This is a genomic window from Brucella sp. H1_1004 (assembly GCF_047308065.1).
Classification (GTDB): domain Bacteria; phylum Pseudomonadota; class Alphaproteobacteria; order Rhizobiales; family Rhizobiaceae; genus Brucella; species Brucella pseudogrignonensis_B.
The window spans coordinates 760,515-782,233 of sequence record NZ_JAYKZA010000002.1; the positions used below are offsets into that span (position 1 = coordinate 760,515).

A 21,719-nucleotide genomic window follows, 5' to 3' on the forward strand; every position below is an offset into this window, starting at 1 on the left:
CGAAATTACGAATTGATTGTTAGTATAATTCCATACCGGGAACACCATGCAGCTTACCCCTCGTCACAATGCAATTTTGGATATCGCGCGCCGACAGGGGCAGGTTCTGGTGGATGATCTGGCGGTTGCTTTCGATGTCACGCCACAGACAGTGCGCAAGGATCTCAATGATCTCTGCAAAGCGCGTTTGCTGCGTCGTATCCATGGCGGTGCGCTCTATCCTTCGGGCGTGGAGAATATGGAATATGAAGCGCGGCGTCGGATAGCAGCCCATGAGAAGGAACTGATCGGGCGTGCGGCAGCCGAAATGATTCCCGATGGTGCGTCGCTTTTCATCAATATCGGCACGACCACAGAGGCCGTCAGTCATGCGCTGATTGATCATAACAACCTGATGGTCATCACCAACAATATCAATGTTGCCAATACGCTGCGGGTTTATCCCGAAATCGAAGTGGTGATTGCTGGCGGCGTGGTGCGCGCTTCCGATGGTGGCATTGTGGGTGAGGCGGCGGTGGATTTTATCCGTCAATTCAAGGTTGATTATGCAATCATCGGTGCATCGGCGATGGATGCAGATGGTGCATTGCTCGATTTTGATTTCCGCGAAGTGAAAGTCGCACACGCAATCATCGCCAACGCGCGTCATGTCATTCTGGTGAGCGACTCAACCAAGCTGGAACGCACGGCACCTGTGCGCCTTGGTCATATATCCCAAGTGCATACGTTTATCACCGATCACTGTCCGTCGCAGCAGTTGCGCGATTTATGCCGTGAAAATGAGGTTGAGTTGATTGAAACAGCCCCGCTTAACGCTTCCGAAGAGAAAGAATTGTAGTTTCGTTTCATTTTCGTTTTGCTTTCGTATTAAATAAATTATATTCGTTTTGGTGGTTGAAGATGATCTTCAGGGTTCACCATGGCGCAGCATGAAATATTCGACATTTTCGTAATCGGTGGCGGCATTAATGGCTGCGGCATTGCACGCGATGCGGTTGGCCGCGGTTTTTCCGTCGGTCTTGCCGAGATGAACGACCTCGCCAGTGGCACGTCCTCGCGTGCGACCAAGCTCATTCATGGTGGGCTGCGCTATCTGGAGCATTATGAGTTTCGTCTGGTGCGCGAAGCACTGATGGAGCGCGAAGTGCTCTGGGCCAATGCGCCGCATCTGATCCATCCGATGCGTTTTGTGCTGCCTTTTCATAAGGGCGGTGTGCGTCCAGCTTGGCTTTTACGCCTTGGTCTGTTTCTTTACGATCATCTGGGTGGCCGCAAAATGCTGCCTGCTACGCGCACGCTCGATATGCGCACAGATCCTTCGAGTGCACCGCTTAAACCGCTTTTTACCAAGGCTTTCGAATACTCGGATTGCTGGGTGGATGATGCGCGTTTTACTGCGCTCACAGCGCGTGATGCTGCTGATCGCGGTGCGATGATCCGCACGCGCACCAAGGTTGTCTCTGCACGTCGTGACCATGAAGCGTGGACGGTCACGCTCGAAAACATCGATACAGGTCTGCGCGAAGAATTTCGTGCGCGTTTGTTGATCAATGCAGCCGGCCCGTGGGCAGACAAGGTGCTGGAAGGTGTCGAAGGTGATCGGCAGCTGCACAATGTGCGGTTGGTTCAGGGCAGCCATATCATAGTGCGCCAAAAATTCTCTGATCCGCGCTCCTATTTCTTCCAGAACAATGACGGGCGCATCATTTTCGCAATCCCTTACGAGGATGATTTCACGCTGATCGGCACCACGGATCAGGATTATAAAGGTGATCCGGCGAAAGTTGCGATCAGCGATCAGGAAACCGATTATCTCTGTGCTGCCGCCAGCGAATATTTCCGCGAACCGGTGCGCAGGGAAGATATTGTCTGGACCTATTCCGGCGTGCGCCCGCTTTATGATGATGGTGCCAGCAAGGCACAGGAAGCAACCCGCGATTACGTTTTGAAGGATGATGCGCCGCAAGGCGTGGCACCGCTGATCAATGTGTTCGGCGGCAAGCTAACCACAGCACGTAGACTGGCCGAACATATGCTGGAAAAGATCGAGCATCACTTGGGTAAGAAAGGTGCTTCTTGGACCCACGCCGCGTCTCTGCCGGGTGGTGATTTCGAAGCGACGGCTTTTGATCGTGAATTGGAAAAGCTGAAAGCCGAGTATCCGTTTTTGTCAGCGATCCATGCCCGCCGTCTGTTTAAGCTTTACGGAACGCGCGCGCGCATTTTGCTTGGCAATTCCAAGTCTCTTGCCGAGCTTGGCCAGCATTTTGGTGCCGATCTCTATGAGGCGGAAGTCCGCTATCTCATGGAGCATGAATGGGCGCATACGGCAGAAGATATCCTCTGGCGCCGGACCAAACTTGGCCTGCGGATGAATGCGATGGAAGTCGCAGCGCTTGAGACTTTCGTCGAACCTGCGAAAGTCGTGTATCGGGTCGCTTGCAACCCGTCCGATAAAAAGTCATTATCCTTCCAGAGCATAATCCGACCGGAGTGAAACGAGGATCGATAAGATTATGCTTAAGGTAAAAAGAGTTAGAGCGCCGATCTGATAAAATCAGATCGAACGCGCTCTAATAGGCGGTTTCCAGCCTTTCTGGGAGGAAAACATGGGTGCACCGCAAGACAGGATTCATGCTGAGCGTATCCAGTCCGCAATCGATACGGGCGGCGCAGCGCGGTCTGCGCTTGTCGCCTCGTGGAGACGGTCTTCCCGCCTCTATGGTCTTGATCCTGCGGAAGTGGGCTCTGTTCAAACGCTTTCCGATCATGAATTGCGCACGGCCCGCCAACGTATGGAACGTGTCATCAATATTGCTCAAGCCAGCATGGACCGCCTTTATATGGCTGTCGGTGGTGTTGGCTGCTGCGTCCTTCTTGCTGATATCGATGGCGTGCCGGTCGAGCGCCGCGGTGCTGCCGGCGATGACGATACGTTCTACGATTGGGGGTTGTGGACGGGAGCCGTTTGGAGCGAAGCCGTTGAAGGCACCAATGGTATTGGCACTTGCATTGCCGAGCAGCGCGCGCTGACGATCCATCGCGATCAGCATTTTCACACCCGCAATATCGGACTTTCCTGCACGGTTGCGCCCATTCATGATCATCAGGGGCGGCTCGTGGCAGCGCTTGATGTCTCGTCCTGCCGCAGTGATCTGACGGAAGCATTCGCGCAATTGATTTCGGTTGCTGTCATCGACGCCGCACGGCGGATTGAGGCTGAGAATTTCCGTCAGGCGTTCCCGGATGCGCGCATCATGCTTGCGCCGAGTGCGGACAGAACAGGTGGCGCGTTGATTGCTGTCGATAAAGACGATTTGGTGATTGGTGCAACCCGTGCGGCTCGTCTCTCGCTGGATCTGACCGATGATGCTCTTTCGACTGCATTGCCTGCCGCTGATCTTCTTGGCTGGAACGCTGATCCGCGTGAAGATATGGCAGAGTCTGAGCGCAGCGTCATTCTGCGCGCCATAGCACGTGCCGAAGGCAATGTCTCCTCTGCGGCGAAGCTTCTTGGCATCAGTCGTGCAACGCTTCATCGCAAGCTTAATCGCCTCAAAATCATAAGACCCAATTAGTTTTTGAATTGTGTCGCATTATTGAGACACATTGATACTGCATATTATCCAGCGCTGGATGACTCCTCCCAAGAGCCGCGCCACATTGTATCTGAAACGCCGTAGGAGCGGCGTTGAATTTCGGGAGGAATACCATGAACAAGGTTGAATTTCATCGCTCTGTGAAGCCTGAATTTGCCAAACGGTATGGCAATTTCATCGGCGGCAAATGGGTTGAGCCCAAGTCTGGCCGTTATTTCGAAAATACGTCTCCAGTCAACGGACAAGTGCTCTGCGAAGTCGCTCGCTCCGATGCAGCGGATGTCGATGCAGCCCTAGACGCAGCACATGCAGCGAAAGAAGCCTGGGGCAAGACCAGCCCGGCTGAACGCGCTGTGATCCTCAACAAGATCGCAGATCGGATCGAAGCAAACCTGCCAAAGCTGGCAGCGGCAGAAACATGGGATAACGGTAAACCGATCCGCGAAACCACAAACGCCGATCTGCCGTTGGCGATTGACCATTTCCGCTATTTTGCTGGCGCAATCCGTGCGCAAGAAGGCGGCATTTCTGAAATCGATCACGATACCGTTGCCTATCACTTCCACGAGCCGCTTGGCGTGGTCGGCCAGATTATTCCGTGGAATTTTCCGCTGCTGATGGCAGTATGGAAGCTCGCACCAGCCCTCGCTGCCGGGAACTGCGTGGTGCTGAAGCCCGCAGAACAGACACCGGCTTCGATCCTTGTGTTGATGGAGATCATTGGCGATCTGTTGCCTGCCGGTGTGCTTAATGTGGTCAATGGCTTTGGTCTTGAAGCAGGCAAGCCGCTGGCATCAAGCCCGCGCATTGCCAAGATCGCGTTCACAGGTGAAACGACAACCGGTCGTCTCATCATGCAATATGCCAGCCAGAACCTTATTCCGGTCACACTGGAACTCGGCGGCAAGTCGCCCAATATCTTTTTCTCGGACGTAACAGCCGAAGATGACGACTATTTTGACAAAGCGATTGAAGGCTTCGTCATGTTCGCGCTCAATCAGGGTGAAGTCTGTACCTGTCCGAGCCGTGCGCTGATCCATGAAAAGATTTATGACAAGTTCATGGAACGCGCGCTGAAGCGTGTTGAAGCCATCGTTCAGGGTGATCCGCTTGATCCGGCAACCATGATCGGTGCGCAGGCGTCCAGCGAACAGCTCGAAAAGATCCTCAGCTATATCGATATCGGCAAGCAGGAAGGCGCGGAAGTGCTAACCGGCGGCGGGCGTAATGAGCTGGCAGGCGATCTTGCGGGTGGCTATTACGTCAAGCCGACTGTGTTTAAGGGCAACAACAAGATGCGGATTTTCCAGGAGGAAATCTTCGGCCCTGTTGTTTCTGTCACCACCTTTAAGGATGACGCAGAAGCGCTCGCGATTGCCAATGACACGCTTTACGGTCTTGGTGCTGGCGTCTGGACGCGTGACGGCACACGCGCCTATCGCTTTGGTCGCGCTATTCAGGCAGGCCGCGTCTGGACGAACTGCTACCACGCCTATCCGGCCCATGCGGCTTTCGGCGGTTACAAGCAGTCGGGTATCGGTCGCGAAAACCACCTCAAGATGCTCGATCATTACCAGCAGACCAAGAACATGCTGGTGAGCTACAGCCCGAAGAAGCTTGGCTTCTTCTAAAAAGAGAAAGCGGCCTGTTGCCTTGGAGCTTCGGGCCGCTAATTCATTTTTCACCGCGACTTCAATTTTGATCTGTATGAGGTCGCTTTCCCAGCCTGTTTCCTCCCAGGAAAGGGTCGGGTCGGCAGGCCTTGGTTGCCTTGCCAATCCGACCCATGACAGCGCATCCAACCGAATACCAAATAATGTTTGGTAACCATGCGCGACAAACAGAAGGATGTTTTCGTAATGGCTAAGACAATGAAAGCTGCCGTGGTTCGCGAATTCGGCAAACCATTGACCATTGATGAAGTTCCGATTCCGGTGCCGGGCGATGGCCAGATTCAGGTGGCAATTCAGGCGTCCGGTGTATGCCATACTGATCTTCATGCCGCCGAAGGTGACTGGCCCGTCAAGCCCAATCCGCCCTTTATTCCCGGACATGAGGGCGTTGGTTTCGTGTCTGCGGTTGGCAAAGGCGTCAAGCATGTGAAGGAAGGCGATCGTGTCGGCATTCCGTGGCTTTACACCGCTTGCGGTCATTGCGTGCATTGTCTGGGTGGTTGGGAAACGCTTTGCGAAGAGCAGCTCAATACCGGATATTCGGTGAATGGCGGCTTTGCAGATTATGTTGTCGCCGATCCGAATTTCGTCGGACATCTTCCGAAAAATATCGAATTCAATGAGATTGCGCCCGTTCTCTGCGCAGGCGTGACGGTTTACAAGGGCCTCAAGGTTACAGACACAAAGCCAGGCGACTGGGTTGTGATTTCCGGTATTGGTGGGCTCGGCCACATGGCCGTGCAATATGCAAAGGCCATGGGCCTCAATGTTGCAGCTGTCGATATCGACGATAAGAAACTTGATCTGGCCCGCAAGCTCGGTGCGACTGTGACCGTCAATGCCAAAACGCACAATGATCCGGCAGCTTATATCAAGAAAGAAACAGACGGTGGCGCGCAGGGCGTGCTTGTGACGGCTGTTTCACCGAAAGCCTTTGAACAGGCCATCGGCATGGCCGCACGTGGTGGAACGATTGCACTCAACGGCCTTCCCGCTGGCGAATTTCCGTTGTCGATCTTCAATATGGTGCTGAACGGCGTCACCGTGCGCGGCTCCATTGTGGGCACGCGTCTTGATTTGCAGGAGTCGATTGATTTTGCCGCAGACGGTAAGGTCAAGGCGACGATCCGCACTGACAAGATAGACAATATCAATGCGATCTTTGACGAAATGCGCGCAGGTCAGATTGAAGGCCGCGTCGTGATGGACCTGACGCAGTAATGCTGCGATATTAAAGCATGTCTCCCAAAAGTGGGAACCGGTTTTTGGGCAAAAGACATGCGCAGATACAAAGAAGTAAAGCCGCCGTAGCGATGCGGCGGCTTTGTTAGAGCATAGTCCGACCTTCGTTCAACGAGGGTCGATAAGATTATGTTTCAAGTAAAAGACTGTAGAGCGCCGATCTGATTTGATCATATCGAAACGCGCCCTAAGGGAGGAGGAGCCATGCCGCAAGACTCTCAACTAGAGCAGGTCACTGCCACCGATGCAGCGCTGGAACTGATTGCCGAGTTGCAGGCTGAATATGGTCCGATCATGTTTCATCAGTCGGGCGGCTGTTGTGATGGATCATCGCCGATGTGCTATCCGCAGGGCGACTTTCTGCTGTCTGATGCCGATGTCAAGCTGGGCGAGATTGGCGGCGCGCCATTTTATATCAGTGGTTCACAATACGAAGCCTGGAAACATACAGAACTTATCATCGATGTCGTGCCGGGGCGCGGTGGTATGTTCTCGCTCGATAATGGTCGTGAAAAGCGCTTTCTCACGCGTTCCAAGATATGCTCGATTTAGCGCTTTGCGTTGATCTGCAAAGCAGATACTAAATTGGCCATATCACTGGGGAGAGTGCATAACGGCCATGGCCGCATCCAATAAAAGAGCAACGATCCACGATGTGGCGCGTCTTGCAGGCGTTTCAATCAAGACAGTTTCGCGTGTCTATAATGACGAGCCGAATGTCCGCGATACGATCCGCGAAAAGGTTAAACTGGCAGGCGCTGAATTGCGCTATCGTCCCAATGCCGCGGCGCGTAATCTGGTTGAGCGCCGCTCGCATCTGATTGGGCTATTCTTTGAGAATCCGAGTCAGAGCTATGTGACCGAACTACAGATTGGTGCACTGGATCGGTTGCGTGGCACACGTTACCGGCTCTTGATCTTCCCGGTTGAAAATCGCGATGATATTCGTGGCTCATTGATTGAAACAGCCCACGCTTCGGGACTTGATGGGATTATTGTAACACCGCCTATGTCGGATGATCCTGAAATTTTGCAGGAACTGATTGCATCTGCAATGCCCTTCACCCGCGTGGCTGGTGATTTTGGTGTGCATCCGACGGACAGTGTTGCCATTGATGACGAGAAAGCCGCCTGCCATTTGATGCAATATTTGCTCGATCTGGGGCACCGTAAGATTGCAATCGTCATTGGCGATCTGACGCATCGCTCGGCACAGCTGCGTCTTGAAGGCTATCGCAAGATGCTGGATCAGGCTGGCATCGCTCACAATCCCGATTACGAATTTGAAGGTGGCTTCAGTTTTGCAAGTGGGTTGGAAGCTGGCCGTAAACTCTTGTCGTTGAAGAACAGACCCACTGCGATTTTTGCCTCGAATGATGATATGGCGGCAGCTGTTCTGCAAATTGCCTATGATCATAAGATCGACGTGCCAAATGAGCTGACCATTGTTGGCTTTGATGATAGTGCGATTTCGAGCATGGTGTCGCCGCAAATCACTACGGTTCATCAGCCAATCCGCGAAATGACCTATGATGCGGTCGATATGTTGCTCAGCCAGATAGAAACGGGCGGGGCATCGCCTTCGCGGCATATCGATTACAAGCTGATTATTCGCCAATCATCGGGCAAAGTTTTCAAATAAAATGGGCCGGTTTCCCGGCCCACTTTTTATGGCAAATCAAGACCTTTGGTTAGTTCCAAGGCCTGCCGTTCGAACATACGGCGATAGATGCCATCAGGCTTACGGATAAGCGCATCGTGATCGCCTTCTTCGACGATATTGCCTCTGTCAAAAACCAACAGCCGATCCAGCGCACGGACCGTTGAAAGCCTATGTGCAATGACAAGTGTGGTACGACCGATCATCAGCCGTTCCATTGCCTGCTGGATCAGTACTTCTGATTCTGAATCAAGGCTTGATGTTGCCTCGTCCAGAATAAGAATTGGTGCATCAGCCAGAAATGCACGGGCAATTGCGACACGCTGACGTTCACCACCCGAAAGCTTCACACCGCGTTCACCGACAAGCGTTGCATAGCCCTTTGGCAGACGCATGATGAAATCATGCGCACTGGCAAGCATGGCCGCATGCTCGATCTGGGCTTGTGTTGCACCGGGGCGAGCATAGGCGATGTTTTCAGCCAGCGTGCGGTGAAACAGGATTGGCTCCTGTTGCACGATAGCAATCTGCGATCGGAGCGATGCCTGAGTGACTTCGGCAATGTTCTGTCCATCGATTTTGATCGCGCCGCCACTCACATCATAAAGACGCTGGATCAGCTTGACGAAAGTCGTCTTTCCAGAACCCGAATGGCCGACCAGACCGACCCGCTCACCAGCCTCAATCCTGACCGAAAAGTCACGATAAAGCGCTGTGTCGTGACTGCCATAATGGAAGGTGACGTTCTCAAACGTGATCTCGCCATTTCCGATCTGGATTGCACCTGCGCCGGGCTTGTCTGCGATGCCATAAGGCTCCGCTTCGATCTGCACCAGTTCTTCCATGTCGTTTACCGAACGTTGCAGATTGCGGATATGCATGCCCACATCACGCAAATAACCCTGCAACATGAAGAAGGCGGTCAGAACGAAGGTAATGTCACCGGCAGTTGCCTGGCCCTGGCTCCAGAGATAAAGCGCAAAGCCAATTACCACACCGCGCATGATGAGCAGGTTTGCACCCTGAATGAAACCATTGAGCGTACCGATCAGCCACGTCCGGCGCGTGCGCGAGCGCCACTTGGTGACCACCTTGGCAAGACGCCCATCTTCGCGCGTTTCAGCACCGAATGCTTTCACAACGGCATTGCACGAAATGGCATCGGCCAAAGCGCCGCCCATGCGCGTGTCCCAGCTGTTAGCAAGTGTTGCGGCAGGCGCAACAAAGCCGAGTGAAATCACAATCGTGCAGACGATAAACAGCACAGAGCCGATGGCAACCAGAACGCCCATCATCGGCCAATACCAAGCGAGAAGCGCGACAGAGCCGAGCAACATCAGGATAGACGGCAGCAGCGCAAGCAGCAGCGTGTCGTTGAGCAGATCAAGCGCCCACATGCCGCGCGAGACCTTACGCACGGTCGATCCGGCGAAGGCATTGGCATGCCAGTCGGTCGAAAAGCGTTGAAGCTTGTGAAACGCACTCGATGCCATGCCGCTCATGATCTTCAGCGTGAAATCCGTGATGACATAGAAGGTAAGCTGACGCGTGATCAGCGCCAATGCGCCCAGTGCAAGCAGGATGATAAGCGCGTGAATGGCAGCATCCCATGCGCCATCCTGCCCGACCGAAAGCGCATCGACCAGCTTTCCTGAGTAGAGCGGTGTGAGGACGTCTGCGGCCGTTGCAAGCAGCATGCTGATAATGATCAGCGTCAGCCGCAGAGGCTGACATCGCCAGTGACTGAATGTGTAGCCGAGGACCTTGCGGAATACAGGCCCCCGGAAATTGATACGAAACCGAGTCATATGAATAATACCAGCCCGTATGAAAACGGATTCTGGTTCCTTTAAAATTCACTTTCAGCAAAAAGTGCGGTGCGGTTTTGCGCCGACAAATGCGTGAAAACGAAGACAAAACAAACAGCTGAAAATAGCTGCGGCAAATTTGGAAGTGTTTAGGAATATGCCCTTTTGGGGAGGGCGGTCAGGCCTTAGCCTGCAACACGGGCCAAGAACTTAAAGTTTGGAAGCGCCCGCATTAACACCGGGCACCGACGGAAATGGATAGGATCGCATCTCATACCTCTTGCCAGTGTTTTAGATGTCTGCACAATAAATGAGCAAAAGCATTTGCCAAGTGGCAAAATGCAGAAATTTAATTTCAATCTATTGAGTGTGGCAAAAATGCTGTCTTACAGTTTTTTAGGCCATGCTGCCAGCTTGCGCGAAAAATGCGAGATGGTTGCATGTAAAAGCATGGTGAAGGCTGCCAGCACAAACAGGCTTGCGAACATCAGATCGACCTTGGCACGACCATTGGCGAGCAGCATCAAGTAGCCAAGCCCGCGCGACGCACCCACCCATTCGCCCACCACCGCACCAATGGGTGCATAGACGGCAGCAAGGCTTAACCCTGAAGCGAGCGATGGGAAAGCTGCGGGAATGCGCACGCGAAACAGAATTTGCAGGCGTTTTGCGCCGAGATTTTCAGCGGCATTCACCAGTGTCTGATCCGTCCTTTGCATTCCATCAAGGAAAGTGGAAGCGACCGGAAAAAAGATCATCAGAATGGTGACGGCAATTTTCGACGCCGGTCCATAACCGAGCCAGAGTGTTAAGATCGGAGCGAGCGCAAAGATCGGGATCGCCTGAGAGAACACCATCATTGGCATGATAAGCCGTTGTGCCAATGGTGACATCATCAGCCCGATGGCTGTGAGTACCCCAATCGCAGAGCCCAGAAACAGCCCGCCCAGCACTTCGCCAAACGTGACGACTGCATTATCCGCAATCAGTTGCGCATTGCTGATGAGCGATTGCACGACGTCGAGCGGACCCGGAAGAATGAAACGCGGCATCTTCCAGATGCTCACCACAGCCTGCCAAAGTGCCAGCACAGCAAACGCCGACAGAAACCCGTCGGCGATGCGTTTTTTGCGCGAACGAGGAGCGATGTTCGTCATGCTCCTTTAAGGCCTCCCTTTAGGCCCATTGACCAGAAGTTCGCTTCAAGCCTGCTTGCCGTTGCAAAAATCTGGCAGAGCTTTGGCCAGCGTGGGCTGCTCTCGAAATCTGGTCCGATGCGATCCTTCGCGGCCTGATCAAAAAGCTTGCCAACCGTGTGGCACATCTCCTGATAATCAGCGCCCGCATAGGTGTCGATCCACTCCTGATAGGGTGTGCCGGCATGGGCAGTGGCTGCGAGATTGACCCCGATTTCTCCATAGCCATGCGCGCAGGGAACAAGGGCTGTCAGCAGGTCGAGAAAATCGCCCGCTTGCCCGCAATCGAGCACATAGCGCGTATAGGCGAGATTTTCCGGCTCTTCTTTTGTGTTGTAAAGATCATCTTCGGTGATGCCTTCGCGTGCGCAGATGCCCACATGCAGCGGCAGTTCTGTGACCGCCAGCCCATGCATGATTTCGGCGCAGAGCCGCGTTTCCTGCAAGCTGCCTGCCTTCACGACACCCAGCGCAAAGGCGCGTGCATAGTGATGCAGATAGACGTAGTCCTGCCTGAGATAATGCAGGAATGCCGATTTCGGCAGCGTGCCATCGCCCAGTCCGCGGACGAACGCATGATCGATATAGGGATTCCAGTCATCAAGCGTCGCCGCACGCAGGCGGGTGAATAATTCGGATGAATAAAGCGTGTCACTCATGACTTATTGCCTCCCGCGTTGACGTCGATTGCAAATTTCTCGACCGGCAGGATCGATGGCACGAGACCGTTTTCCTTGAGATAGGTCTCGTAGCGGCTCCAGCGTCCATAATCGAGGCTGGCAGGGGCGCGTGAGAAACGGGCAACCGTGTCTTTCCAGGCGCGCTGGTTCAGCTCGTCTTTGAGTTCAGAACTATAAGACGCGAACAGGTCGTAGCTTTGCTCTGGATGATTGACGATATATTGCGCGGCTTTTTCAGTGGCGGCGAGAAAGCGCGAAATCTTGTCTTTTTCGGCTATGTCGAGCTTGTTTGAATTGGCAACATAAACGAGCTCGTCATAGACCGGCACGCCTTCCTCTTCGACGAAGAAACATTTGCCCGTAACCCCTTCAACGGCCATCTGGTTGAGTTCGATATTGCGATAGGCACCCATTACTGCGTCAACCTGTTTCGACATCAAAGCGGGTGAAAGAGAGAAATTCACATTGATGAGTTCGACATCTGAAAGCTTTATGTCGTGGTTTTTGAGAATGGTGCCAAGCAGCGTTTCTTCAACACCAGCGACTGAGAAGCCGATCTTCTTGCCTTTGAGATCGGCAATCGAATTGACCGAGCCATCATCACGCACCATCAGGCAATTAAGCGGGGAATCGACCAGAGTGCCGACGCGGATCAGCGGAATATCGGCATGAACATCGAGATGCACCTGCTGCTGATAGGAAATTGCCAGATCAGCCCGTCCAGCCGCAACCATTTTGGGTGGCACGGATGCGTCTGCAGGGGCGATGATTTCGAGATCGAGACCGGCATCCTTGAAGTAGCCGAGCTTGTCGGCCACGATGATCGGCCCATGATCCGGGTTCACATACCAGTCGAGTATGAGTTTGAATTTATCATTCGCCTGAGCTGCCTGAGCTGATATCAGGGCAAACGAAGCCGTGGCGCTGAAAAGCGCAGCAAAAATCAGTTTTTTCAATGTTTCCTCCTGAAACTAAATTACATAGGCACGCGTCATGTCGATCCATTGGCGCACGCGGCCTTCGGGATCGGGATTAAGAGTGATGTCAGTGACGACAGACACAATGTCAGCTCCGGCTTTAAAGACGCCCGGCGCGCGCTCCACATTCATGCCGCCAATGCCAACGAGCGGAATAGCGCCAAGTGTGGCTTTCCATTGGGTGACGCGGTCCAATCCTTGTTCATGCCATTTCATCTTTTTGAGAATGGTCGGATAGACAGGGCCGAGCGCGATATAGGCTGGCTTTAGCGCAAGAGCGCGATCCAGTTCGGCCTCATCATGGCTGGATACACCGAGTTTAACGCCGCTCTCGCGAATTGCATCAAGATCGGCTTCATCAAGGTCTTCCTGACCGAGATGGATAAAGTCGCAGCCTTCCTCAATTGCCAGTTTCCAGTAGTCATTGATGATGAGCTGGCAATCATATCGGGCGCAAATTGCGCGGGCTGCGCGGATTTCTGCGCGCAGTTCAGCGTCGTTCTTATCCTTGATGCGCAGTTGCACGAGTTTGATGCCAAGCGGCACCATGCGTTCGCACCAGCTGGCGCTATCAAAGATCGGGTAGAACGGATCAAGGGCCATTACAAAAATGCCTTTCCGATGAGGGGAGTGGAGGGGGTTGCCATGTCGCGGGCTTCAATCGGATCGGCTTCATAGGCGATGCGACCAGCCTCAACAGCGAGCGCAAATGCGCGGGCAATAGCGGCTGGGTCACCCGCTTTGGCAACCGCGGTGTTGATCAGTACGGCATCAAAACCAAGTTCCATGGCACTTGCAGCGTGCGATGGGACGCCAATACCGGCATCCACGACCAGTGGAATATCGGGAAAATGCGCGCGCATGGTTTTAAGCGCATAAGGATTGTTGAGGCCGCGACCTGAACCAATCGGCGCACCCCATGGCATCAGCACTTGGCAGCCTGCCTCAATCAGTTTTTCGGCCACCACCAGATCGTCATTCATATATGGAAAGACGTCAAAGCCCTCATCGCAGAGAATACGGGCGGCTTCGACCAGCCCGAAAGGATCGGGCTGCAATGTGTCGTGATCGCCGATGACTTCAAGCTTGATCCAGTTTGTGCCGAAAATCTCACGCGCCATTTTTGCCGTTGTCACCGCTTCGCGTGCGGTATGGCACCCGGCAGTATTGGGTAAAACCGAAACACCGAGCTCTTTGATGAGTGTCCAGAAATCCTGTCCTGCACGCATGTTTCCGCTCTCGCGTCGCAGCGAAACCGTCACGATTTCCGTCTTTGACGAGCGGACGCTGTCAGCAAGAATAGAGGGGGACGGATATTGCGCCGTTCCCAAAAGCAAGCGGCTTTCAAAGGTTTTTCCGTAAAATTCCAGCATTTCAGCCTCCCTGCATCGGTGCGAGCACTTCGATGCGGTCACCGTCTTGGATCAATGTTTCCTCGCGCTCGCTGCCTGCAATGAATTCGCCATTGAGCGCGGTTGCCACCACCGCTTCATCAAGTTCGATTTCTGCAAGCAGGGCTGAAAGATTGCGGCTCCCGGTCTTAAAGGCTTCGCCATTTAAAAGGATGTTCATGCCAGTTCCTCTAGAAATTCGAGCTTTTGTTCGGTTTCAGTTGCTGCCGCGACCGCCATGCGCGCAACCGCAGGCGAGAGCAGAAAGCCGTGCCGGTAAAGCCCGTTGATATAGATGGTTTGGCCGCGTTTACGCACACGCGGCAGATTGTCGGGGAAGGCGGGGCGGGCATCGACGCCGGTTTCCAGAATTTCCGCCTCGCCAAATGCCGGATGCAGCGCATAGGCGGCGCTTAACATTTCCAGCGTCGAGCGCACGCTGATGCTGCCCCGCTCATCGCTTTCGATCATGGTCGCGCCGATCATGTGGATGCCGTCGCCGCGCGGCACGATGTAGAGCGGAATGCGCGGATGCAGCAGACGCACAGGGCGCGAAAGATTGATGTCGCGGGAGCGAACCACCAGCATTTCGCCCTTCACACCGCGCAGATCCTGCAACTGATCGCGTGCTGCAAGGCCGCGTGCATCGACGGTGATATCGGTATCGATATTTACGTCTTTCGCATCCTGCCCCAGATGAAAGACGACGCCTTTCATTTGCAGGCTTTCAGCAAGTTCTATCAGCGTCTTGCGCGGATCGAGGTGGCCTTCCTCGGCAAAGAAAAGCCCCTGCCGAAAACGGCCTGCAAGGTCCGGCTCCAGCGCATCAATGTGTTCGGAATCAATTGTTTCAAAGGCTTCCGTGCGACGGGCGAAGCGGCGCAATTCAGCCGCATCGCGTGTGTGTGAAATGACGAGCGTGCCCTTGCGGTTGACAGTCGAAACATGCCGTTCCCACCAGCCAATCGCCTCTTGTCCCAGCCTGACGACGGGTTCTTCCGCACTTTCGCCTTCGCACCATGGGGCCAGCATTCCGCCAGCAAACCACGAGCAACTGTCGGAGCCAATTGCCTTGCTTTTGGCAATCACGGTGACAGCATGGCCCTGATCATTGAATTCTGCGGCACAGGTAAGACCTGCAACACCTGCGCCGATGATGGTGACGCGCATTATGCAATCTCCCACAAGGCGTGGAAGTGATGCACGGGGCCGTGCCCGCTTCCGACCTGCAATGTGTTAGCGGACCGGATGGCCGCTTGCAGATATGTGTGCGCTTCACGAAGGGCTTGTTCCAGCGACAGGCCTTTGCCAAGACCGGCAGCAATTGCTGATGAAAGCGTACAGCCGGTGCCATGGGTATTGTGCGTATCGATACGTGGCGCTTCCAGACGGATTGTCGGCAGATTGGCACGGATGAGGAGGTCGGTGCAGATGTCGCCCTCAGCGTGCCCGCCTTTCATCAGTACGGCCTCAGCGCCAAGCTTGAGGAGTGCGCGCCCCTGTTCTTCAGCCTCGCCATCGGTGCACGCAACTGCACAATCGAGCAGGCAGGCTGCCTCTGGTCTATTCGGCGTCAGAAGGCTTGCAAGCGGAATCAGTTTGTCACGCAATGTCGAGATTGCGGCTTCGCTTAAAAGCCTGTCGCCGGATTTCGCGACCATCACCGGATCAAGAACCACCGGTCCCGAGAAATCGACGAGTCCTCTGGCGATTGCCTGAATGGTTTCCGGCACCGACACCATGCCGATTTTTACCGCTGCGACATTGAGATCGCTGAAGACGGTATCAATCTGTGCTGAAACGACTTCGGAAGGAATATCGTGGACTGCCGTGACCGCTAGTGTGTTCTGCGCCGTGATCGCCGTAATGACGCTTGCGCCATAGACATTGAGTGCTGAAAAAGTTTTGAGATCTGCCTGAATGCCAGCACCGCCGCCGCTGTCCGAGCCTGCAATCGTTACGCAAATAGGCACTGACGCAGCATGGCTGGCGGTTGTGTTGGTTCGGGAGAGGCTTTGTCTTAAGTCCATCTTATCGTCTCTCATTCCAAACGGAAAATTGAGACGCCATGAACTTGTTTTTGGGGATTTACCCCACGGAGGATAGATTCCTCCTTGTTCGCGACGCGCCAAACTCCGTTCCCTACGCAGGTATTACCCGGATCAGGTTCAATGGGTTAACGCGATCAGCGTCTCTCAGCCTTTTGTGTCGCAAGATCGGACGGAAAACCGCAATGCACTTTTCCTGACCTTGCTCCGAAGGCACCCCAACGAATTTTGTGCTTTAGGCATAGGCCGGAACGAAGAGCCGGTCAAGCGGTGCCGATTATTACAATTTGCGAATAAATTTATATTCTCCGCAAGTTTGTATATAATTTCTTTAAGGGGCATGCATTAATCCAGCTTGGAAAAGCTTCGTCCTGCTACAGACGAGTTATCTGATTCTTGGGGCATGGTCCTTTTTTTAAGGCATGAAATATTGGGTCAGGATCAGGCTGATGAGGGGACAATGATGAGGGATCGGAAAGCCGGTCAGGCTCATTCGGATGATGCGCGGGTGCGCACGTCCGATGCGGATTTTCGCATTCTGTTTACAACTCATCCCACACCGATGTGGGTGTACGATCCCGATACATTGCGTTTCATCGTTATGAACGAAGCAGCCCACGCGCTTTATGGCTATTCGGCTGACGAAGTGCAGGGCATGACGGTACTCGATATTCGTCCACAAACCGAGCGTGACCGTATGTCGATAGCGGTTCGCGACCGGAGTGATCTTGAGCGCCCTGAACGCTGGAAGCATCTGAAAGCCAATGATCAGACGATTGATGTTTTGACCTATGGCCGTGAGGTTGTGTTCGATGGCCGGATGGCCATATTGGCAATTGTGCGGGATATGACCGAGCTTGACGAGGCGAATCGTCAGGCCAGTCATGCGCAGACATTGCTCGATAGCCTCATCAACAATATGCCGCTTGGTGTCTTCGTCAAGGATATGCAGGACGGGGGGCGTTACCTGCTCTATAATCAGGCTGCATCAACCATCAGCGGCCACAAGATCGATCATGTTGTCGGTTCAGTGGATACGCAAATCTTTCCGGCTGAAGAAGCCAGGCTTCTGACCCAGCAAGACAGCATTGCAATGCGTCGCGGCAGCGTTTTGACAATCGAGCGCGATATTCACCGCGCAGACGGAACACCGCGCATATTGCGGATCATCAAGCGTTCCATTCCACCGATAGAAGGCGATGAATCGCGCTATCTCATCGGGCTTGTTGAGGATATTACCGAGCGTCGTTTGATTGAGCAGCGCATGACGCATATTGCGATGCACGACAATCTCACGGACTTGCCGAACCGGGCTTACTTCTCTCAGCATATTGAAGCCGTGCTGAAAAAACGTGAAAGCGCACTGGCTTTTGCGCTTTTCTATCTCGATATTGATCACTTCAAAAACATCAATGACAGCCGCGGGCACCAGATCGGGGATTGCCTGCTGCAACAGGTTGCAAAGCGTCTTAAAACCATTGCTTGCGATCATTTTCTGGCGCGTTTGGGTGGTGATGAGTTTGCGATCATTTATCGCTGCGCTGCCGTTTCTCAGATCGCGATGTTTGCCGATCAGCTTCTTTCCCTATTTCAGGATCCGTTCGATCTTGGCGATACGCTGGAATTTGTCTCATGCAGTATCGGGATCGCGCAGGCGCCATTGCATGGCGATGATCTTGACGTGCTGATGCGCAATGTTGATCTGGCGCTTTACGCTGCCAAGGCTGATGGCCGGCGCACTTTCCGCTTTTATCAGCATTCGCTGCGACTGGCTGTTGAGAAACGTCATGCTATGACCACGGATTTGCGGCTGGCTTTGACGGAACAGCAGTTCGAGCTGCATTATCAGCCAATTTTCAATCTTCAAACCGGCCACATTTCTGGCTTTGAGGCTTTGTTACGCTGGCGTCATCCCGTGCTTGGCATGGTATCGCCGGTTGAATTCATTCCAATTGCCGAAGAGGCCGGGCTCATTGGACCGATCGGCGACTGGGTGTTGAAACACGCCTGCCTTGAAGCGGCCTCATGGCCGCATGGCATCAAGGTCTCGGTTAATCTCTCGCCTGTACAGTTCCAGCAGACGGCTCTTCTTGATTCAGTCACCGATGCACTGGCTGTCGCGTCCTTGTCGCCTGACCGGTTGGAACTCGAAATCACGGAATCGGTCTTTCTGCAAAACAGCAAACATAATATCGAATTGCTGTTCGAGTTGCGGCGTCTGGGCGTCCGGATTGCTATGGATGATTTCGGCACAGGCTATTCATCACTGAGCTATCTGCGTTCGTTCCCCTTTGACAAAATCAAGGTGGATCGCAGTTTCGTTTCGGGCATTGAAGCCGATACGCGTGATCTCGCAATTATTCAGGCCGTCGCCACACTGGGAGCCGGTTTTCGGATTGTAACGACAGCAGAAGGTGTGGAAACAAAGCAGCAGCTTAACTGCCTGCGCGAACAGAATTTTTGTGAGGTGCAAGGCTTTTTAATGGGACGCCCCATGCCTGCTGCCGATGTGCCGGAATTCATTCGCACACGATGCGGTTCAATTCTTGAGATAATCGAGCCGGATAGCGCAATGGCCGTTTGATAACGCTTGACCTTCCAACGGTGGGAAGGACTATCTATCATGCAACTCATAAGATTGCTCGTCGAAAAGAGCGAAGTAGCATCTGGCCAAAAGTCGGAAACGATTTTTGGAAAGCAGGAGCGCTTTAGAAGGGATTGCCATGAACAAGCCTGTAAAATCCGACGCCACAAGTTTTGCCATTCCTGTTGAAGGGATGAGTTGCGCGTCCTGCGTATCATCGGTTGAAAAGGCAGTGTCAAAAGTTCCGGGCGTGGACAAAGTCTCCGTCAACCTCGCAACAGAACGCGCTGACGTCACCTTCAAGTCTGCACCTGATATGCCTGCTGTGATCGATGCAATTCGCAAAGCTGGCTATGATGTGCCGTCGGGCAGTGCCGACCTCGCCATTGAGGGTATGAACTGCGCGTCTTGCGTGAGCAATGTCGAAAAAGCTTTAAGTGCGGTTCCGGGCGTTTCTCGTGCCAGCGTCAATCTCGCGACTGAGCGCGCGCATGTTGAGCTTGCAGGGCAGGTCGCAGTTGGTGATCTGATAAAAGCGGTTGAAAAGGCGGGCTACGAGGCGCGTTCGCTTGATGAGACACGCAGTGATGCCAAGCAGGAAACACAATCAGACAAGCGCGACGCGGAAGCGGTTGAGCTGAAAAAGAATGTCATTCTGGCAGCCGTTCTCACGCTTCCCGTGTTCATTCTGGAAATGGGCTCGCATCTCATTCCCGCTGTGCACATGTTTGTCATGGAAACAATCGGGATGCAGAACAGCTGGTATTTCCAGTTTGTGCTGACAACACTTGTCTTGTTTGGTCCGGGCATGCGCTTTTTCAAAAAAGGCATTCCCGCTCTGCTGCGTGCCGCACCCGATATGAATTCGCTGGTTGTTGTTGGCACAACGGCTGCATGGGGCTTTTCGGTTGTTGCTACCTTCTGGCCCGACATTCTTCCCGATAGCACCGTCAACGTCTATTTCGAGGCCGCAGCCGTTATCGTGACGCTGATCCTGATTGGCCGTTATCTGGAGGCACGTGCCAAGGGGCGGACTTCGGCGGCAATCAGCCGTCTTGTCGGCCTGCAGGCAAAGTCAGCACGCGTCATGCGCAATGGTGAAGTAGTTGACGTGCCGCTTGAAGAGGTTCGCGCGGGCGATATTGTGCAGGTCCGCCCGGGTGAGAAAGTCCCCGTTGATGGAGAAGTGATTGAAGGCTCATCCTATGTGGATGAATCGATGATTACCGGCGAGCCCGTGCCTGTTTTAAAGGAAACGGGCGCGGAAGTTGTCGGCGGAACCATCAATAAGACGGGTGCTTTTACCTTCCGCGCAACCAAGGTTGGCCGCGATATGGTCATCTCGCAGATTGTGCGGATGGTTGAAGATGCGCAGGCCGACAAGCTGCCCATTCAGGCCAAGGTCGATAAGGTCACGGGCTGGTTCGTGCCCGCGGTTCTGGGTGCTGCACTCATCACCTTTATTGCATGGCTTTTAATCGGCGGTACGGCGATGATGGGCTACGCGCTGGTGAATGCGATTGCTGTCGTTATCATTGCATGCCCATGCGCGATGGGACTTGCAACGCCGACTTCAATCATGGTCGGCACAGGTCGCGCTGCCGAATTTGGCGTGTTGTTCCGCCGTGGTGATGCGCTGCAAACCTTGCGCGATGCATCGGTGATTGCGGTCGATAAGACGGGTACACTCACACAGGGCAAACCCGCTCTGGCACATTTTGCTGTCGTTGATGGTATCGACAAGGACGAAGCACTGGCGCTCATCGCTGCTGTCGAAGCCCGTTCAGAGCATCCGATTGCCGATGCGATTGTGACGGCTGCAAAGGAAAAGAACCTCAAACTTGCAGATGTTTCGGCTTTTGAATCGGTTCCGGGTTTCGGGCTCAAAGCCAATATTTCGGGTCGAGAAGTCGCTATTGGTGCAGATCGTTACATGGCAAAGCTTGGCCTCGATGTGGCAGTCTTTGCGGATGATGCAAGCCGCTTTGGCGATGAAGGCCAGACACCACTTTATGCGGCAATCGATGGTAAACTGGCTGCAATCATTACAGTAGCCGATCCGATGAAAGAGACCACTCCTGCCGCCATTGCAGCCATGCATGAGCAGGGCTTGAAGGTTGCGATGATCACTGGTGATAACCGCCGTACAGCGCAGGCCATTGCCAAATGCCTTGGTATCGATGAAGTGGTTGCGGAAGTGCTGCCGGATGGCAAGGTTGAGGCCTTGAAACGCTTGTCAGCGGGCGGAAAACGCATTGCCTTTGTGGGCGACGGCATCAATGATGCACCAGCTTTGGCTTCCGCCGATGTGGGTATTGCGATTGGCACCGGAACGGATATTGCGATCGAAAGCGCCGATGTGGTGCTGATGTCGGGCGATCTGCGCGGTGTGGTTAATGCGATTGCCATCTCAAAAGCCACGATCCGCAATATCAGCGAAAACCTGTTTTGGGCTTTTGCCTATAACGTCGCGCTGATCCCTGTTGCAGCCGGCATTCTATACCCTGTGACCGGCACCCTTCTCTCGCCAGTATTGGCGGCGGGTGCTATGGCGCTTTCGAGCATTTTCGTGCTGAGCAACGCACTGCGGCTGAGAAGCTTCACGAGTCCCCTGGCTTGATCATTCAGCCGTATCGGCAATCCAGCGGGCTGCCGATACGGCTTTGATTCTTTTGCATAGTCACGACTGGATTTTTCATTTTGCCGCCTATTTGTTTGGGCAGGCAGTGTTGTGTTGTTTGCAAAGCCGTTTGCAACAATATTTCCACCAAACTCGGGAACGCCTCGATTTTTCTCTTTCCGTGCAGCTGTGCCAGCCGCATTGCAATGCACGGCAAGGTCATAGTCACTACTCGAAGGGG

General features: G+C 53.8%; 18 protein-coding genes, 1 pseudogene and 1 riboswitch. Of the genes and pseudogenes, 9 read left to right on the forward strand and 10 right to left on the reverse strand.

Going from position 1 to position 21,719, the window contains the following annotated elements:
• The first annotated feature begins 46 nt into the window (after positions 1–46).
• From U2P60_RS10860 to U2P60_RS10890, 7 genes and pseudogenes are all read left to right on the forward strand, one after another.
• A complete protein-coding gene (locus tag U2P60_RS10860) occupies positions 47–838 on the forward strand; it encodes a DeoR/GlpR family DNA-binding transcription regulator (protein WP_413572613.1) in 792 nt (263 codons plus the stop codon).
• An 81-nt stretch (positions 839–919) separates the two neighbouring features.
• Positions 920–2,419, forward strand: a pseudogene (glpD, locus tag U2P60_RS10865) (glycerol-3-phosphate dehydrogenase); the annotation flags it as partial.
• A 190-nt stretch (positions 2,420–2,609) separates the two neighbouring features.
• Positions 2,610–3,578, forward strand: coding sequence for a GAF domain-containing protein (locus tag U2P60_RS10870; RefSeq protein ID WP_413572615.1), 969 nt, complete (start codon positions 2,610–2,612; stop codon positions 3,576–3,578).
• Between the two features lie 134 nt (positions 3,579–3,712).
• Complete coding sequence (adh, locus tag U2P60_RS10875) at positions 3,713–5,230, forward strand: aldehyde dehydrogenase (protein WP_313827840.1); 1,518 nt, start codon at positions 3,713–3,715, stop codon at positions 5,228–5,230.
• A 228-nt stretch (positions 5,231–5,458) separates the two neighbouring features.
• Positions 5,459–6,493, forward strand: a complete 1,035-nt coding sequence (gene adhP, locus U2P60_RS10880) for an alcohol dehydrogenase AdhP (RefSeq protein ID WP_313827841.1) — start codon at positions 5,459–5,461, stop codon at positions 6,491–6,493.
• A 225-nt stretch (positions 6,494–6,718) separates the two neighbouring features.
• The gene (locus U2P60_RS10885) at positions 6,719–7,066 is read left to right on the forward strand and encodes a DUF779 domain-containing protein (protein WP_313827843.1); all 348 of its coding nucleotides are present in this window, start codon (positions 6,719–6,721) and stop codon (positions 7,064–7,066) included.
• 67 nt (positions 7,067–7,133) lie between these two features.
• Positions 7,134–8,156, forward strand: coding sequence for a LacI family DNA-binding transcriptional regulator (locus U2P60_RS10890; protein WP_413572618.1), 1,023 nt, complete (start codon positions 7,134–7,136; stop codon positions 8,154–8,156).
• A 26-nt stretch (positions 8,157–8,182) separates the two neighbouring features.
• Here the strand turns inward: U2P60_RS10890 and U2P60_RS10895 are convergent, their stop codons facing one another.
• From U2P60_RS10895 to thiD, 9 genes are all read right to left on the reverse strand, one after another.
• Positions 8,183–9,982: an ABC transporter ATP-binding protein gene (locus U2P60_RS10895; RefSeq protein ID WP_413572619.1), complete on the reverse strand. Its 1,800-nt coding sequence runs from the start codon at positions 9,980–9,982 to the stop codon at positions 8,183–8,185.
• 386 nt (positions 9,983–10,368) lie between these two features.
• Positions 10,369–11,139: an ABC transporter permease gene (locus U2P60_RS10900; RefSeq protein WP_413572621.1), complete on the reverse strand. Its 771-nt coding sequence runs from the start codon at positions 11,137–11,139 to the stop codon at positions 10,369–10,371.
• On the reverse strand, positions 11,136–11,837 hold the full coding sequence (gene tenA, locus U2P60_RS10905; RefSeq protein ID WP_413572624.1) for a thiaminase II: 702 nt from the start codon (positions 11,835–11,837) through the stop codon (positions 11,136–11,138). The genes U2P60_RS10900 and tenA overlap by 4 nt, the downstream gene beginning before the upstream one ends.
• Positions 11,834–12,814: an ABC transporter substrate-binding protein gene (locus tag U2P60_RS10910; protein ID WP_413572625.1), complete on the reverse strand. Its 981-nt coding sequence runs from the start codon at positions 12,812–12,814 to the stop codon at positions 11,834–11,836. The genes tenA and U2P60_RS10910 overlap by 4 nt, the downstream gene beginning before the upstream one ends.
• 15 nt (positions 12,815–12,829) lie before the next feature.
• Positions 12,830–13,438 (reverse strand): thiamine phosphate synthase, encoded by a 609-nt coding sequence (locus U2P60_RS10915; RefSeq protein WP_413572627.1) that lies wholly within the window; start codon positions 13,436–13,438, stop codon positions 12,830–12,832.
• On the reverse strand, positions 13,438–14,208 hold the full coding sequence (locus U2P60_RS10920) for a thiazole synthase (RefSeq protein ID WP_413572629.1): 771 nt from the start codon (positions 14,206–14,208) through the stop codon (positions 13,438–13,440). Before U2P60_RS10920 ends, U2P60_RS10915 begins: the two co-directional genes overlap by 1 nt.
• 1 nt (position 14,209) lies before the next feature.
• Entirely contained in the window at positions 14,210–14,407 is a 198-nt protein-coding gene (thiS, locus tag U2P60_RS10925) for a sulfur carrier protein ThiS (RefSeq protein ID WP_413572630.1), read from the reverse strand.
• Positions 14,404–15,396, reverse strand: a complete 993-nt coding sequence (gene thiO / locus U2P60_RS10930; protein ID WP_413572631.1) for a glycine oxidase ThiO — start codon at positions 15,394–15,396, stop codon at positions 14,404–14,406. Before thiO ends, thiS begins: the two co-directional genes overlap by 4 nt.
• Positions 15,396–16,256 carry a bifunctional hydroxymethylpyrimidine kinase/phosphomethylpyrimidine kinase gene (thiD, locus tag U2P60_RS10935; RefSeq protein WP_413572633.1) on the reverse strand — a complete coding sequence of 287 codons (861 nt, stop codon included), beginning with the start codon at positions 16,254–16,256 and terminating at the stop codon, positions 15,396–15,398. Before thiD ends, thiO begins: the two co-directional genes overlap by 1 nt.
• 92 nt (positions 16,257–16,348) lie before the next feature.
• Positions 16,349–16,505: riboswitch (TPP riboswitch) on the reverse strand.
• Positions 16,506–16,737: 232 nt separating this feature from the next.
• Here thiD and U2P60_RS10940 point away from each other — a divergent pair.
• A complete protein-coding gene (locus U2P60_RS10940; protein WP_413573760.1) occupies positions 16,738–18,858 on the forward strand; it encodes a putative bifunctional diguanylate cyclase/phosphodiesterase in 2,121 nt (706 codons plus the stop codon).
• 139 nt (positions 18,859–18,997) lie between these two features.
• On the forward strand, positions 18,998–21,478 hold the full coding sequence (locus U2P60_RS10945) for a heavy metal translocating P-type ATPase (RefSeq protein ID WP_413572634.1): 2,481 nt from the start codon (positions 18,998–19,000) through the stop codon (positions 21,476–21,478).
• Between the two features lie 4 nt (positions 21,479–21,482).
• Here U2P60_RS10945 and U2P60_RS10950 read toward each other — a convergent pair whose 3' ends face one another.
• Positions 21,483–21,680, reverse strand: coding sequence for a hypothetical protein (locus U2P60_RS10950; protein WP_413572635.1), 198 nt, complete (start codon positions 21,678–21,680; stop codon positions 21,483–21,485).
• Between the last annotated feature and the right edge of the window lie 39 nt (positions 21,681–21,719).

Bases quoted from the DNA above. Each gene is read 5' to 3' on its own strand.
- U2P60_RS10895 (WP_413572619.1), bottom strand. From the start codon at position 9,982: ATGACTCGGTTTCGTATCAATTTCCGGGGGCCTGTATTCCGCAAGGTC.
- adhP (WP_313827841.1), top strand. From the start codon at position 5,459: ATGGCTAAGACAATGAAAGCTGCCGTGGTTCGCGAATTCGGCAAACCA.
- U2P60_RS10945 (WP_413572634.1), top strand. From the start codon at position 18,998: ATGAACAAGCCTGTAAAATCCGACGCCACAAGTTTTGCCATTCCTGTT.
- thiO (WP_413572631.1), bottom strand. From the start codon at position 15,396: ATGCGCGTCACCATCATCGGCGCAGGTGTTGCAGGTCTTACCTGTGCC.
- U2P60_RS10915 (WP_413572627.1), bottom strand. From the start codon at position 13,438: ATGGCCCTTGATCCGTTCTACCCGATCTTTGATAGCGCCAGCTGGTGC.
- U2P60_RS10920 (WP_413572629.1), bottom strand. From the start codon at position 14,208: ATGCTGGAATTTTACGGAAAAACCTTTGAAAGCCGCTTGCTTTTGGGA.
- U2P60_RS10870 (WP_413572615.1), top strand. From the start codon at position 2,610: ATGGGTGCACCGCAAGACAGGATTCATGCTGAGCGTATCCAGTCCGCA.
- U2P60_RS10900 (WP_413572621.1), bottom strand. From the start codon at position 11,139: ATGACGAACATCGCTCCTCGTTCGCGCAAAAAACGCATCGCCGACGGG.
- U2P60_RS10890 (WP_413572618.1), top strand. From the start codon at position 7,134: ATGGCCGCATCCAATAAAAGAGCAACGATCCACGATGTGGCGCGTCTT.
- adh (WP_313827840.1), top strand. From the start codon at position 3,713: ATGAACAAGGTTGAATTTCATCGCTCTGTGAAGCCTGAATTTGCCAAA.
- U2P60_RS10860 (WP_413572613.1), top strand. From the start codon at position 47: ATGCAGCTTACCCCTCGTCACAATGCAATTTTGGATATCGCGCGCCGA.
- tenA (WP_413572624.1), bottom strand. From the start codon at position 11,837: ATGAGTGACACGCTTTATTCATCCGAATTATTCACCCGCCTGCGTGCG.
- U2P60_RS10950 (WP_413572635.1), bottom strand. From the start codon at position 21,680: ATGCGGCTGGCACAGCTGCACGGAAAGAGAAAAATCGAGGCGTTCCCG.
- thiS (WP_413572630.1), bottom strand. From the start codon at position 14,407: ATGAACATCCTTTTAAATGGCGAAGCCTTTAAGACCGGGAGCCGCAAT.
- U2P60_RS10940 (WP_413573760.1), top strand. From the start codon at position 16,738: ATGAGGGATCGGAAAGCCGGTCAGGCTCATTCGGATGATGCGCGGGTG.
- thiD (WP_413572633.1), bottom strand. From the start codon at position 16,256: ATGGACTTAAGACAAAGCCTCTCCCGAACCAACACAACCGCCAGCCAT.
- U2P60_RS10885 (WP_313827843.1), top strand. From the start codon at position 6,719: ATGCCGCAAGACTCTCAACTAGAGCAGGTCACTGCCACCGATGCAGCG.